Below are 12,670 nucleotides of genomic sequence, written 5' to 3'. Positions count from 1 at the left end.
CAGGTCGACCAGGAAAGAATTGCAATGCAAAATCACAGCTCCGCGGGTATTCCCGCGCAGATCTGCGCCTGCTTGGCGCTCAAAGGTATGATTTTATGAACCCGGACCCGAACCAAGCCGGCAACCGAACCATCATGCAGACCGTAAACGGCAAGTTTTTCGAAAGTGGCGAGGCAAAAAGCCTCCCTGCAAAGATCAAGAGAACCGGAGAACTGATCCTTGTCGACATCGACGGTCAGCCCAGCGCGAGAATGCTTGAGCTTGACCGTGTCAGCGACAAGCTTCATGGACTTTCCAGGAAGGTTTATTTCGCTGGTGGAGCCGTGTTCGAAACCGGGGACGACGTCGGCATTGACGAGCTGTTCGGTCACAAGGGCGGTTTCGTCGATCAACTGAACCGTTTCGAAGGCTCGCTCAAATGGGCTGCAGCTTCCTTCATTCTGTGTCTCGTCGTTGTTTTTGGTGCCTATCGCTGGGGCTTGCCCCTGGCCGCCTATGCTGCGGCTCATGTCACTCCGACTGTTTATTCCGACATCCTCGACTACGGCACTTTGCAATCTCTCGACAGATCAGTCTTTTCTGCGTCCGAATTGCCGGACAGTGAAAGACAAAAGTATCAGACTGTTTTCGAGGAACTGCTGCAAACCGCGGAATTGGAACCGGACAGCATGAATCTGGAGTTTCGCAAAGGCGGCATCTTTGGCGCCAATGCATTCGCACTCCCGGGCGGAACCATCGTCGTGACCGATGAGCTGATCACATTCAGCGAAACACTCGATGAAGTGGCCGGTGTGCTTGCCCACGAAATCGGTCACGTGACCGAAAAACATTCTCTCCAGCAGATTTATCGAGTTGCCGGGTTTTACCTGCTGATCGGCGCAGTCACAGGCGATGACGGTCAGCTGTTGGATGAATTGGTCGCTCAGGCGGGCATCCTGCAATCCAGAGCCTATTCACGTGAGTTCGAACACGATGCGGACCGGGTCAGCGTTGAATTGATGCTGAAATCAGGTAGGGACCCACTCGCGGTTACGCGCCTCCTGGACAAGGTCCTCGCCGATTGCGGAGAATCCTGCGAAAGAACCGATATTCTTTCCACTCATCCAGGGATGATTGACCGCAAAGCCGCCATCAAGACACTGATTGAGAAACAGGCTCAAAACTGATCTGCCCTGAAAATCGGCATTCGGCAGCCCAGATTGGCGATATCCCTATCAAATTTGCTTGACCTTACCTGGAATACTTCTAGTTAAAAGTGGTATAACAGCCATAATATCGATATTATCAGGTATGAACATTCAAACACACATCGATCCGGCACAAGAGCCTTCAGCAACGCAACGCGCTTATTTGTCCATCAGGCGTATGATCCTGGTAGGTGAACTGCCCCCTGGTCAGAAGTTGAAAATCGAGAATCTGCGCAAGATCCTCGACATGGGCGGATCGCCAATTCGCGAAGCACTGACCTTGCTGGTCTCCGATCTTTTGGTGGAACGCCTCGATCAACGCGGTTTCCGCACAGCAGAAATCAGCCCGCACAACTTCAGCGAAATCCTGAAATTGCGCTGCCAGCTTGAGGAGATGGCTCTGCGGGAAAGCCTGGCTGTCGCAGATCAGGCTTGGGAAGATCGGCTCGTGATCAGCCATCACCGGATGATGCGTGAACCACGCGGCAACGTGGAACGGTTTGAAGAGCTGCACAAGGCCTTTCACATGAACCTCATCAGCGCCTGCAACTCGCCGGTACTGCTCAAGTTCTGCAACCAGCTTTACGATCTCAACATCCGCTACCGGTATCTCGCCGGTAAAGCGCTGAATTATTCCAAGCGGGATATCGGCAAGGAGCATCAAGACATCATGAACGCTGCGGTCGATCGCGATGCGGACCATGCCTGTGCCCTGCTTCTGGATCACTACAAGCGGACCGGCGCTTTCCTGGAAAGACACTTCACGCTCGAAGCTGCCGAATAGGCGAAACACGCAATGATTTGCTGTTGTTTCCTGGCGCTGCTGCTGCGAAGGTTCAACGCGAAAGATCCCACTTCTGAAAGAAAGTATCAATGCGCCCTGCAGCTCACTCAGGGTTTTGTGTGAGCCTGTCTCTGTCTTTTGACGGTCCTATTCGCGAACCAGCACCAGATCAAAATCCGCCACAAGATATGGTCCGTCTACTTTTCCGGATAGTTCAAACCCTTCGGTTGGAAAGGTTCCGGCAGCCTCTTCGACATAAGTCATGACAAGATCCGCACGCACGCCAAAAACCGTGTCCTGATCCAGGTAAGGATCGTCATCGGGGAAAATCTCCGTAACGAGTGGCCGGAAACCAGGCGCTTTGACGATATAATGGAGATGTGAGGGCCTCCACGGGTGGCGCCCGCTTGCCGTTAATATGTCGCCCACCGGTCCGTCACTTGGCACCGTATAGCTTACGGGTTTGACGGTGGTAAAAGCGTATCGCCCGTCCTTGCCGGTCGTTTGAATGCCATGAAAGGAATAGGTGTCCTGATCCGGGTCCTGGCTGGAGTAAAGCCCGTTTGGCGCTGTTTGCCAGATGTCGAGTTCAGCACCTTCGATTGGTTGGCCTTTGTCATCCCGAATGGTTCCCTTGGCAAGAAGAACCTGCTCGTTGAAATCCTGTCTTAGGTCCCCTCCAATTGCCAGAGGCGGCGAACCGGTGATGTGGAACGGCCCGAGCACACTTGAAGATGTGCCGTGCGGATTGGAATGAAGCATGTCGACCAGAGACGATAGTCCGAGCACATCTGAAAGGAGCACGAATTCATGGCGCTCCTTGTCAGAGATGTCGCCTGCCCATTCCAGAAACTCGATCCCCTTCTGCCATTCTTCATGGGTCAGGTTGGTCTCTTTTGCAAAGGCATGCAGGTGTGTGACGAGGCTCTTCAGAATCTCCTTCAATCTCGGGTCCGTTTCAGGCCCGAAATAGCTCATGAAGACGTCGGTAATGTTGTCCTTGGTCACGTGACGCATGACAGAGTTCCTAGTTCAGTATGGCCAGGCTCAGAGAAGGCCAGCGGATCAGAATAATGAGGACGATCAGCATCACCACCGCAAAGGGAAACGCGCCGATAAAGACATCCTTGAGTGAAATCCGCGGATCGTTGAGCGTTGCCTTGATAACAAAGCAGGATATGCCGAGAGGTGGTGTCAGCAGACCGATCTCGGCACCGACGACCGTGACGATGCCGAACCAGATCAGGGACAGTCCCATAGGCTCGACGAGAGGCAAAAACAGCGGCACGACAATCAGGATGATGGAGGCCGTGTCCAACAGAGTGCCGAGGAAGATCATCAACAACACGTAGATGACCATCACCCAGAAGAAGCTCATCTGGGTTTCAGTCAGAAGGTCGCCAAGCTCATTCGGCAGACCGGCAAGACCCAGCATGCGGCTGTAGATCGATGCAGCGGTAATCAAAAACAGGATGGATGCCGTGATGTGCCCCGTTTCGAGAAGCGTGCTCCAAAGAGAATGCAGCGAGAGACGGCGCCGGAAGGCTGCAATAACCAGACCCAGAAGCGCACCGGCGGCCCCGGCTTCAACAGGGGTGAACCATCCCGTGTAAATACCACCCAGGACCACGGAAATCAGGAACAGCGTCGGCAGGGTCTTTTCGGCAATTTCCCACGGAGACATCCATTCAGTTTCCTCCGCAGGTCGCCCACCCACATAGCTGGGTGCAAATCGGCCCATCAGAAAGATGGCAATCACATAGGCTGCTGCCAGCAGAAGGCCTGGCACCACACCGGCCAGAAACATGTCGCCAACACTTTGCTCGGCAACAAAGGAATAGATGATCAGCATGGCCGAAGGTGGAATGATCATGCCAAGGACCGAAGACCCGGCGACAACGCCGACGGCAAATCGCGGGTTATAGTCAAAGGCCAGCATTTGCGGGACGGAGACCTTTGAAAACACCGATGCTGAGGCAATCGAAGATCCGGTCACGGCAGCGAAGACAGCATTGGCGCCGACTGTTGCCATGCCGATGCCACCTTTGACCTTCTTGAAACCTGAATTCATCACCGCATAAATGTCGGCTCCCAGCCCTGCCTTTGAGACAATCAGGCCCATGAAGGTAAACAGGGGAACCGTGGCGAAAGTGTATTCCATCACACTGTCGCCAATCGCGATCTTGAGAAGATTGACGGCCAGATCGAAATTGTCCCGCATCAACACGATCGAGACAAAGGACACCAGCCCAAGCGCGATTGGAATGTAAACACCGAGATAGACCAGTACGACAATCGCGATGACGGACAGAATGCCGATTTCGAAAGGGCTCACGCGTTATCCTCTGGCTGTTTGGTGTAACGGACAGGGTCGGTGGACCTCTCACCGGTCAGGGCTTTGAGAGCAAACAAGATCAAGCACAGGGCTGCGCTCAGGAATATGGCAAGTTTCAGCGGCCACCAGGGAGCCGTGAAAATGCCCGGGACGCCGAAATAGTCCTGTGTCTCGTACATTTCCAGAAACTCTGGCCAGATTGCATAGGCAACCAGCGTCATGAACACGGCCGAGGCGAAGTTGATGATCCGCCGGATCGATTCAGCAAGTTTCGGCTTGGTCGCCTGAAGGATTGTCAGAAAACCGTCCGACCGGGTGAGCCGGTTCATTCTCACCACGTCGGGCAGTTGCAGGAAGACAATCAGCACCATGGAGAACTGAACGACTTCGACAGCGCCGCGAAACGGTGCGTTGAACAAACCGCGCGCGACGACGTCGTAATTCACCACCATGATCAGGGCGAGCACGATGAGGGTACCAACTGCGTTGGCACCCATGGCCACCCAGTTGGCAAGTCTGGAGAAGGCGCGAACGCCAGAAAGAATTGGACGCAACATTCTGGCGCTCCACTTGTGCGCTGCTGGCGCTTTACTGAGAAAGCTCTGCAGACCAGTCGCGGACAGGTGAGTACCCGGCTTCCTGCAGCTTCGTCATATAAGCTTTCAGCATATCGCTGCCCGGTTCACCTTTGGAATCCAGCTCTGCGGCCCATTCCACGGCAATGTTCGGCATGGCTTCCGCCCAGTTTTTCCGCTCAGCCGGGTCTAAGTCAACGACCGTCCCACCGGATTCGACAAATGCTGACCGACTTGCATCGGCTCTGTCCATGGCAATGCCGGCAACGTGGTCGCGATACTCAACAGCCACGTCCTGCAGAACATTTTTCACTTCGTCCGGAAGACCGTCCCAATAGTCCTTGTTGACCGTGATCGTCTTGGAATTCACCGCACCAAGGTCTGCCTTCAGCATGTAGGGAGCGACTTCCGCGATCTTGAATGTCTTTGCAGCTTCCGGCCAAAGCATCGCATTGTCGACCAGGCCGGTCTGCAGCATGTTGTAGAAGTCGGTCAGACCGCCACGCACGCCTGCAGCACCTTCGATGCCTTCAAGATACCGCAGGTTCATGCCGGCTCCGGCGACCTTGCTGCCCTCAACATCCTTCAGCGAGTTGACCGGGTCCTTGGAGAACAGCTGATAGGTATCGAGCACGACGCCAGTTGCCAGATAGACCTGGTTTTGTGCCTCGAACTCCTTCTGCATCGTCGGGAACTCTTTGGCGATCTCATCCACCGCCTTGGCAACCGCCCGGGAATCCGGAGCAATGAACGGCGTTACGGCTGCAAGCGCCTGGCTTGGCAACTTGGATGAATGGAAAATCGTCGTGACGATGCCGATGTCGCCCAGTCCGAGTTTCACACCTTCCAGAACACCTTTCGGCTTGACGATGGATCCGCCATAGCTCTCCTGCCAATCCATCTTGTAGTTACCAGTCTCAGCAAGACGTTTGTCGACTTCCGGAATAAAGAAGTTGGTGAACTCCTTCACCCAGAGCGCTCGTGCCGGATATCCGTCAATGACCACAGCCTTGATCGTTTCCGTCGCAAAGGACGGCACTGCGGTTGCACTCAGGAAAGCCAGCGCCAATGCGCTCTGTCTTGTCAGTTTTCCAATCATGACATTCTCCTCCCAAAGAAAGCGAGACCGGTCAGGCTTTTTGCCAGATCGTCTCAAGTTTGGTCCCTGACTGTTCGAACAGTTTGGACAAGGGACAGTATTTTGCGACTTCATCGCCGACCCGCCGAAGATCGTCTTCCGAAAGACTTCCGTCGGCGCTCACAACCTGACGCAATGCAACAAAGGGAACGTCAATCTCTTCCTCCAGCGTGACGCCCCTGCGGTCGAATTCGCAGGTGATTTCAATTTCCATATGACCGATATCGACACCGAGTTTCGCAGCGCATTTGTGTCCGATGACATTGGTGCAACCGGCCAGTGCCCCAAGAGCAGCCTCAGTCGGTGCCGGTCCAAGATTGGTCCCGCCCCGTGCAACAGGCTCGTCAATCGAATAGCTGACATCGCGAATTCCGATATCCGTCCGCGAATGCGACAGGCCATTTGCCTTTGCCCGGAGTTTGACGACTGTTTTTTCCTTCAAGGCCACGGACCGAACCTCACAGAAACTTGCAAGCCGTGTCGAACGGCAGCCTTGGCAATTTCTGAAACAGAGCCGTTTCGTCGGCATAGCCGAGATTGCAAAGGAAGTTGGATTTCAGGGATGTACCAGAGAAGAACTCTTCATCGACGATCGCATTGGAAAACCCGGACATGGCTCCAACATCCAGTCCAACAGCACGCGCCGCGATCATGAAATAGGCACCCTGCAGGGTTCCATTGCGAAAGGCGGTCACCTCGGAATGCTCGGGCTTGTGCATGAAATGGGGGCGCCGGTCTTCATGAGGAAACAGGTATGGCAGCTCTTTCCAGAACTCGACGTCATGCGCAATGATCACGGAAACCGGTGCCGACATCATCTTGTCGATATTCTTGTCTTTCAACGACTTGGCCAGACGCTGCTTGGCTTCGGCTGTTTCGACAAAAAAGAAGCGCGCCGGGCATGAGTTCATGCTGGTCGGCCCCGCAGCGGTGATGTCGTAAATGATTTCCAGCAACTCTGGCGGAACAGGCTTGTCCTGCCAGGCATAATGCGAGCGGGCCGAGCGCAGGATCAGATCGATGCTGTCATTGTCCAGCGTCTCGATCCGGTCGCGCAGGTCCCTTATGGTTGCTTGCGCTTCCGCCCTCAGTTTTGCGAGCGCTTCGCCTGAAGGTGCCTTGGACGCGATCATGTTCATTCAGCCGCCTCCGTCGTCACCTGATCTTCTTCTGCGACAATCGGGTTTGCGCAAATGCCGATACCTTCGATCTCGACCTCAACAGTTTCACCAGGGCGCAGCCAACGCGGCGGCTTCTTGGCATGTCCTACACCCGGAGGCGTTCCCATGGCCAAGAGGTCCCCAGGCTCCAGTGTTGAGAATTCTGAGACAGTCGCAATGGTGCGGGCAACGCTCCAAAGCATGTCCGATGTGGTTGCGCTCTGCAGTATTTCAGTGCCGACGCGAGACTCGATCTTGAGCCCATTAGCGCCCTCCGGCAGCTCGTCAGGCGTTACTATGACTGGACCGATCGGCCCTGTTGCGTCGAAATTCTTGCCCGGTGTCCATTGATGGGTCTTGCGCTGGTATTCACGCACCGAGCCGTCATTGAAAAGGGTGTAACCAAAGACGTGATCGAGCGCGTCTTTTTCGCTGATGTGCTTGCCGCCCTTGCCGATGATCACCATCAGCTCCGCTTCATAGTCAAGTTGTTCGGAGCACGACGGGCGGACCATCGGCGCACCTGCCGGGATCATGGATGTGGTGCACCGCATGAAGAGCGCCGGGTAGACCGGAACGTCATAGCCACCTTCCTTGATGTGGTCGACATAGTTGAGGCCGAGGCAGATGATTTTGCCGGGGCGGATGACCGGAAGTCCAGGTGTCAAAGAGGTGACCGGCTCCGCGTCCACCTTGTTCTTTTGTCCTGCAAGGCTGTTCAGATCCACCGATCCTTCGATCAGCGGCCTCAGATCCGTGCCAACCCGTCCGTCAATCGCCGTCAGGTTCCAGGCCCATTCCCCATCGACGAGAAAGACACCCTGCCCCGACAAACCTGTCCCTACAATAAACCGCATCATACGCCTCGGTGTTTCTGTAATTTTTGATACTTTGACGACTATCTTATAGATTGTCAAATAATATCGATTTTTTTAAACTGCCGGAAAGAAGGAGATCAATCATGCCGAAATGGGCAGACTACAAACGTATTGCCAAGGAACGCGGAGCACTCGCGCTTGAACTCTTTGTTGTGAATTCCAAACCAGCCGGACCGGATGCGGACCTGCCGGGCACACTGCCGGACCACCTGGCCTATCAGGCCGAGCTGGAACAGGACGGGAAACTGGTTTTTGCCGGACCGGTGTCCGACGCCACGGGTGAAGATATGAATGGCGAAGGCATGATCATTTACAGGGCCGCCTCGCTTGAAGAGGCCAGAGCTCTCGCCGAGAACGACCCGATGCACAAGCGCGGCGTCAGAACCTTCGCCATTCGCCGATGGTTGGTCAATGAGGGCAGTTTCACGGTTTCCGTCGGATTGTCCGGGAAGAAGGTCAGCTTCTCCTGACTTCCAGGTGTCGGCATTGCCTATTTGGGGGAGTGTCCGCGCTGCCCATGTACACCTATCTTATGAGACACAGCTGTTAGACACTCGGAGCCGCCCATGACCATTCTTGGCGATTTGCTGTCGACAATCTTTGAGCGCCGGTATTTCAGAGGACCGGCCGCGCAGTTCGACGGCCGTTCGCTTGAAGACCTCATAAAAGCGCTTGTTGGCGCAACAGGCGATGTCACAGGACTGACTATTGCCGATCAAATCCTGCTGCGATACCAGGAGCTGACCGATGAAGGGAAACTGGCCTTCTTTCATCATCTTGCCGGAGACATGAACATTGATCCGGAGCAGGTGCGCCAAACGCTGGACGCCTATGAAGCCAGCCCGAGCAAACAGACCTATCGGGACTTCATGGCGGCAGTGGAACCTGATCGCCAGGAATTGATCCGTCGCTTGAACCAGATACCGGGGGCAACACAAGTTCTGGTTCAGATGCGGGCGGATCTGTTGCGGCTTGGTGGACAGGATCATGAGCTGCAGGCACTCGATCAGGACTTTCGGCACCTTTTCCTCTCCTGGTTCAATCGGGGTTTCTTGGTTCTGCGTCCCATCAGCTGGGAAAGCCCCGCGCATATTCTTGAAAAGATCATTGCCTATGAAGCGGTGCATGAAATCGGCAGCTGGGAAGATTTGAGACGTCGACTGGCACCGGTTGATCGAAGGTGCTTCGCGTTCTTCCATCCTTCGATGCCGGATGAACCCCTGATCTTCGTTGAAGTGGCTCTGACAAGCGACATTCCAGGGTCCGTTCAGGAATTGCTGGCCGAGGGCCGTGAACCGATCACGGCGGATAAAGCCAGGACAGCTGTCTTCTATTCCATTTCCAATTGCCAGGCAGGCCTCGCCGGTATTTCTTTCGGCAACTCACTGATCAAACAAGTGGCCACGGATCTCGCAGCCGAGCTTCCGGATTTGAAGACATTCGTGACCCTGTCACCCATTCCCGGCCTCACCCGCTGGCTGGCCGACAACGGAATCCCATTCGAGGGCGCAGACGCTAAACAGCTCAAACTGCTCGCTGCCCACTATCTCATGTCGGCAAAACGGAAGGACGGGCTGCCGCTCGATCCGGTCGCCCGCTTCCACCTTGGCAACGGCGCGCTTGTTCACGCAGTCCATGCCGATGCAGACCTTTCCGAAAAGGGCACAGCACAGTCGGCCGGTGTGATGGTCAACTATCTCTATGACCTTGCAAGAGTTCCGCAAAACCACGAAGGCTTTGCGACACGGCAGGAAATCGCCGCGAGTTCGGACATTCGGTCGTTGGATGGCACGGCAAGAAAGCAAGACTTGAGCAATCAGGACCAGGTACCAGCTGCATAATGGCAGTCCTTTAAGTCCAGCATTTCATTGCAACAAAACCTCATACAATCGATGTAATTTTGCATTTGAATTTAAAATCGATATTATCGACTCTATAAATATTAAATCGATGGGAGGTGGACATGACACGGAAACTGGTTGGTGCCGTTTTCTTCGGTGCGTGCCTGTTGGTTGCCACAGGCGCACAGGCACAGAGCTGCCTGAAAGTAACGCTCACCGGCACGCAAGGCGGACCGCCCGTATTCAAAGGGCAGGCAGGCGCGGGAACGCTCGTGCAATTCGGATCTGTTGAAACCAAATGCAATGACATTCGATTGCAGTTCGACACCGGGCGTGGCACCACACAGCGCCTTAGCCAGGCAGGCGTTCCGGTCGGTCAGCTCGATGCGGTTTTTCTAACGCACCTGCACTCAGACCACACCGAAGGTCTCGCCGACATGATGCAACTGCGTTGGCATTTCAACTCCGGCGGTCCGAAGGTCGACCTTGTCTGTAGCGAGGAGACGAAATCACCGCTCGGCTTTTCGTTGAGCTGCGCACGTTTTGCCAAACACATTGGCGATTCCCTGATCCAGTCCGGCGAGATCGCGCAGCGCCTGGCGGAAAACAAGAAACGATTGCCTGGCGGACCGGCAGAGCTCATTGTCGTCAAGGACTTCAAACCGGAAGACGAGGCGCAGAAAGTCTGGTCAAAAGGGGATGTGTCGGTCAGCGCTATCCGCTCCACCCACATTGCCGGGCACGCGTCCTATCGCGTCGACACACCAGCAGGCAGCGTGGTCATAGGCGGCGATGCCGGAAATGACATGCGCAAGCCCCCACGCAAGACCTCCACATCCGATCAGGTTGAAAAGCTTGCAGCTGGCGCAGACATTGTCGTTCATTCAACCATTCACCCTGTGATGGGGCCTGACGGCGGCACAGGCTTTCCGCCGCCGATATTTTTCCGACAGAGTAACGCGACCGATCTTGGCCATCTCGCCAAGCGTGCCGGTGCCAAACACCTGATGCTGACCCATCTGATCCCGCCTGTTGGGGCACCACGTCAGGGTCCTTACAAACTGCCCGACGGCGCCCTGAGCGAAGACGACTACCGCGACGCGGTTTCAAAGAGTGGTTTTGAAGGAGAAACCACCGTTGGTCAGGACCTTGCCTCCGTGATGTTGACATCTTCCAACTGATTCAATGGCTCAAGACGGCCTCGGACGCACAAACTCCGAGGCCCCGAGCCGTTTCGACCGATCAGAATGTACGCAGCACATCGGTCTGATTGAAAACACCAGCCTGCTCTGGCTAGACCTTAAGATTGCACTGGTGACGGACTGGTCTTGACACTCTGGGCTGCGTTCATAATATAGCCATATGGCTATACATTATCAAAACAGTCTCGACCGGGCCTTCCATGCTCTTGGGGACGGAACTCGCCGCGAGATGATTTCAATGCTCGCAAGCCGCGGGGCTTTGTCCGCAGGAGAGCTGCGTGCGCCATTCGATGCTGCGCAACCCACGATCTCCAAACATTTGAAAGTACTTGAAAACGCCGGCCTTGTTCGCCGGGAGATAAACGGGCGTGTCCATCACTTTCACCTCGTTGCGGACAGCATGAGACAGGCGGAAGACTGGATTGCACGGCATCGCACCTTCTGGGAAGGCGCTCTTCGGAACCTGGAAAGTTTCGTCACTGATGGGCAACCAGAGCTTCGGGCAACGGACGGAAGTGACGAGGATACAGAATGACGGAAGCTCAGATTCCGTTGATCGTCAGCCGTACCATCGCGGCTCCTTGCAGCCGGATTTTCGCAGCCTTTACTGACCCTGCCGCACTTGCCAGATGGTTCAAACCAAATGCGGACACACCTGTCGAAATATTGACTTACGAATTTCGCGTTCGTGGCAGATACCGCCTTGCCTGGCTTTTGCCCGATGGAAGGAGACCCGTGGTTAGCGGCACTTTCGAAGAAATAGAGCGAGACAGGACAATCAAGATGACCTGGATCTGGGAAGCTCCCGACCCGCTCGCAGGAGTACCAATGCGTGTCACATTTCACTTCAAACAATCCGGCGAGGCCACTGAAGTCAAAATTGTGCATGAAGGCATTCCCAACGACATGGCCTGCACGGTGCACCAGGAGGGCTGGGAAAGCACATTGGACCTCCTGTCAGACACTTTAATCGAAGGACAGGCGACATGAGAAAACTCGCGATTCTGACTTTTTTAACGATGGATGGTGTGATGCAGTCACCGAGTTCACCCGACGAAGATCGATCTGGAGATTTCGAGGGCGGCGGTTGGGCAGCGCCCTTCTGGCAAGACGTCATGGAGCAGGTTCAACGCGAAGCCATGAATGAACCCTATGACATGCTGTTCGGGCGAAAGACCTACCAGCTTTTTGCCGGTCACTGGCCGGAAGCGGAGGACAGCGGCCCTGCCCGCATAATGAATAGGGCAAGAAAATTTGTCGCAACAAGGACGATGGACGAGTTGACCTGGTCGCCTTCCGAAAAGCTGAGCGGCGATCTCGTGACCGAAATTACGGACCTGAAGGCATCGAACGGGCCTTTGCTCCAGGTGCACGGCAGCTGGCAACTCATCCAGTTGTTGGCCATGCATAACTTGATAGACGAGTTTCGGCTTTGGACATTTCCGGTCGTTGCCGGATCCGGCAAACGCCTCTTTCAGGAAACGGGCTCTTTGAGCGGTTTTGTGCTCAAGAAACTGGAAGCCACCCAGTCAGGCGTTGTCATGAGTATTTACGACCGTTGAACAACAAG

The 12,670-nt window shown here is 55.0% G+C and carries 15 protein-coding genes; 8 read left to right on the top strand and 7 right to left on the bottom strand.

Annotated features, from left to right (window positions below):
* Nucleotides 1-95 precede the first annotated feature (95 nt).
* The gene (locus tag FIV00_RS11605) at nucleotides 96-1,166 is read left to right on the top strand and encodes a M48 family metallopeptidase (protein ID WP_152500897.1); all 1,071 of its coding nucleotides are present in this window, start codon (nucleotides 96-98) and stop codon (nucleotides 1,164-1,166) included.
* Nucleotides 1,167-1,290: 124 nt separating this feature from the next.
* Nucleotides 1,291-1,971 (top strand): GntR family transcriptional regulator, encoded by a 681-nt coding sequence (locus tag FIV00_RS11600; RefSeq protein ID WP_152500896.1) that lies wholly within the window; start codon nucleotides 1,291-1,293, stop codon nucleotides 1,969-1,971.
* Between the two features lie 147 nt (nucleotides 1,972-2,118).
* Here FIV00_RS11600 and FIV00_RS11595 read toward each other — a convergent pair whose 3' ends face one another.
* Genes FIV00_RS11595 through FIV00_RS11565 form a run of 7 tightly spaced genes read right to left on the bottom strand, consistent with a single transcriptional unit; the run spans nucleotide 2,119 to nucleotide 8,039 of the window.
* Entirely contained in the window at nucleotides 2,119-2,988 is an 870-nt protein-coding gene (locus tag FIV00_RS11595; RefSeq protein WP_152500895.1) for a dioxygenase, read from the bottom strand.
* 10 nt (nucleotides 2,989-2,998) lie between these two features.
* Nucleotides 2,999-4,306: a TRAP transporter large permease gene (locus FIV00_RS11590; RefSeq protein WP_152500894.1), complete on the bottom strand. Its 1,308-nt coding sequence runs from the start codon at nucleotides 4,304-4,306 to the stop codon at nucleotides 2,999-3,001.
* Nucleotides 4,303-4,863, bottom strand: a complete 561-nt coding sequence (locus tag FIV00_RS11585) for a TRAP transporter small permease subunit (RefSeq protein ID WP_152500893.1) — start codon at nucleotides 4,861-4,863, stop codon at nucleotides 4,303-4,305. The genes FIV00_RS11590 and FIV00_RS11585 overlap by 4 nt, the downstream gene beginning before the upstream one ends.
* Nucleotides 4,864-4,894: 31 nt before the next feature.
* The gene (locus tag FIV00_RS11580; protein WP_152500892.1) at nucleotides 4,895-5,980 is read right to left on the bottom strand and encodes a C4-dicarboxylate TRAP transporter substrate-binding protein; all 1,086 of its coding nucleotides are present in this window, start codon (nucleotides 5,978-5,980) and stop codon (nucleotides 4,895-4,897) included.
* Nucleotides 5,981-6,011: 31 nt separating this feature from the next.
* Nucleotides 6,012-6,467: an OsmC family protein gene (locus FIV00_RS11575; protein WP_209006891.1), complete on the bottom strand. Its 456-nt coding sequence runs from the start codon at nucleotides 6,465-6,467 to the stop codon at nucleotides 6,012-6,014.
* 10 nt (nucleotides 6,468-6,477) lie between these two features.
* Entirely contained in the window at nucleotides 6,478-7,158 is a 681-nt protein-coding gene (locus FIV00_RS11570; protein ID WP_152500890.1) for a malonic semialdehyde reductase, read from the bottom strand.
* The gene (locus FIV00_RS11565; RefSeq protein WP_247649378.1) at nucleotides 7,155-8,039 is read right to left on the bottom strand and encodes a fumarylacetoacetate hydrolase family protein; all 885 of its coding nucleotides are present in this window, start codon (nucleotides 8,037-8,039) and stop codon (nucleotides 7,155-7,157) included. The genes FIV00_RS11570 and FIV00_RS11565 overlap by 4 nt, the downstream gene beginning before the upstream one ends.
* A 101-nt stretch (nucleotides 8,040-8,140) precedes the next feature.
* Between FIV00_RS11565 and FIV00_RS11560 the strand changes: the two genes are divergently transcribed.
* The 6 genes from FIV00_RS11560 to FIV00_RS11535 all read left to right on the top strand — a co-directional run bounded on the left by FIV00_RS11560 (nucleotide 8,141) and on the right by FIV00_RS11535 (nucleotide 12,662).
* Nucleotides 8,141-8,527 carry a YciI family protein gene (locus FIV00_RS11560; RefSeq protein ID WP_152500889.1) on the top strand — a complete coding sequence of 129 codons (387 nt, stop codon included), beginning with the start codon at nucleotides 8,141-8,143 and terminating at the stop codon, nucleotides 8,525-8,527.
* 96 nt (nucleotides 8,528-8,623) lie between these two features.
* Nucleotides 8,624-9,898: a malonyl-CoA decarboxylase gene (locus FIV00_RS11555; RefSeq protein ID WP_152500888.1), complete on the top strand. Its 1,275-nt coding sequence runs from the start codon at nucleotides 8,624-8,626 to the stop codon at nucleotides 9,896-9,898.
* Nucleotides 9,899-10,020: 122 nt separating this feature from the next.
* Nucleotides 10,021-11,079, top strand: coding sequence for an MBL fold metallo-hydrolase (locus FIV00_RS11550; protein ID WP_152500887.1), 1,059 nt, complete (start codon nucleotides 10,021-10,023; stop codon nucleotides 11,077-11,079).
* 181 nt (nucleotides 11,080-11,260) lie between these two features.
* On the top strand, nucleotides 11,261-11,635 hold the full coding sequence (locus FIV00_RS11545; protein WP_152500886.1) for a helix-turn-helix transcriptional regulator: 375 nt from the start codon (nucleotides 11,261-11,263) through the stop codon (nucleotides 11,633-11,635).
* Nucleotides 11,632-12,090, top strand: coding sequence for an SRPBCC domain-containing protein (locus FIV00_RS11540; protein WP_152500885.1), 459 nt, complete (start codon nucleotides 11,632-11,634; stop codon nucleotides 12,088-12,090). Before FIV00_RS11545 ends, FIV00_RS11540 begins: the two co-directional genes overlap by 4 nt.
* A complete protein-coding gene (locus FIV00_RS11535; RefSeq protein ID WP_152500884.1) occupies nucleotides 12,087-12,662 on the top strand; it encodes a dihydrofolate reductase family protein in 576 nt (191 codons plus the stop codon). The genes FIV00_RS11540 and FIV00_RS11535 overlap by 4 nt, the downstream gene beginning before the upstream one ends.
* Nucleotides 12,663-12,670 lie beyond the last annotated feature (8 nt).

The organism is Labrenzia sp. THAF82, assembly GCF_009363435.1.
GTDB lineage: Bacteria > Pseudomonadota > Alphaproteobacteria > Rhizobiales > Stappiaceae > Roseibium > Roseibium porphyridii.
This window is presented reverse-complemented; position numbering and strand designations above follow the sequence as displayed.

What these genes read in the sequence shown, in the direction of transcription:
- FIV00_RS11605 (WP_152500897.1), top strand. Translation starts at nt 96, where the DNA reads ATGAACCCGGACCCGAACCAAGCCGGCAACCGAACCATCATGCAGACC.
- FIV00_RS11600 (WP_152500896.1), top strand. Translation starts at nt 1,291, where the DNA reads ATGAACATTCAAACACACATCGATCCGGCACAAGAGCCTTCAGCAACG.
- FIV00_RS11595 (WP_152500895.1), bottom strand. Translation starts at nt 2,988, where the DNA reads ATGCGTCACGTGACCAAGGACAACATTACCGACGTCTTCATGAGCTAT.
- FIV00_RS11585 (WP_152500893.1), bottom strand. Translation starts at nt 4,863, where the DNA reads ATGTTGCGTCCAATTCTTTCTGGCGTTCGCGCCTTCTCCAGACTTGCC.
- FIV00_RS11580 (WP_152500892.1), bottom strand. Translation starts at nt 5,980, where the DNA reads ATGATTGGAAAACTGACAAGACAGAGCGCATTGGCGCTGGCTTTCCTG.
- FIV00_RS11570 (WP_152500890.1), bottom strand. Translation starts at nt 7,158, where the DNA reads ATGAACATGATCGCGTCCAAGGCACCTTCAGGCGAAGCGCTCGCAAAA.
- FIV00_RS11565 (WP_247649378.1), bottom strand. Translation starts at nt 8,039, where the DNA reads ATGATGCGGTTTATTGTAGGGACAGGTTTGTCGGGGCAGGGTGTCTTT.
- FIV00_RS11560 (WP_152500889.1), top strand. Translation starts at nt 8,141, where the DNA reads ATGCCGAAATGGGCAGACTACAAACGTATTGCCAAGGAACGCGGAGCA.
- FIV00_RS11555 (WP_152500888.1), top strand. Translation starts at nt 8,624, where the DNA reads ATGACCATTCTTGGCGATTTGCTGTCGACAATCTTTGAGCGCCGGTAT.
- FIV00_RS11550 (WP_152500887.1), top strand. Translation starts at nt 10,021, where the DNA reads ATGACACGGAAACTGGTTGGTGCCGTTTTCTTCGGTGCGTGCCTGTTG.
- FIV00_RS11545 (WP_152500886.1), top strand. Translation starts at nt 11,261, where the DNA reads ATGGCTATACATTATCAAAACAGTCTCGACCGGGCCTTCCATGCTCTT.
- FIV00_RS11540 (WP_152500885.1), top strand. Translation starts at nt 11,632, where the DNA reads ATGACGGAAGCTCAGATTCCGTTGATCGTCAGCCGTACCATCGCGGCT.
- FIV00_RS11535 (WP_152500884.1), top strand. Translation starts at nt 12,087, where the DNA reads ATGAGAAAACTCGCGATTCTGACTTTTTTAACGATGGATGGTGTGATG.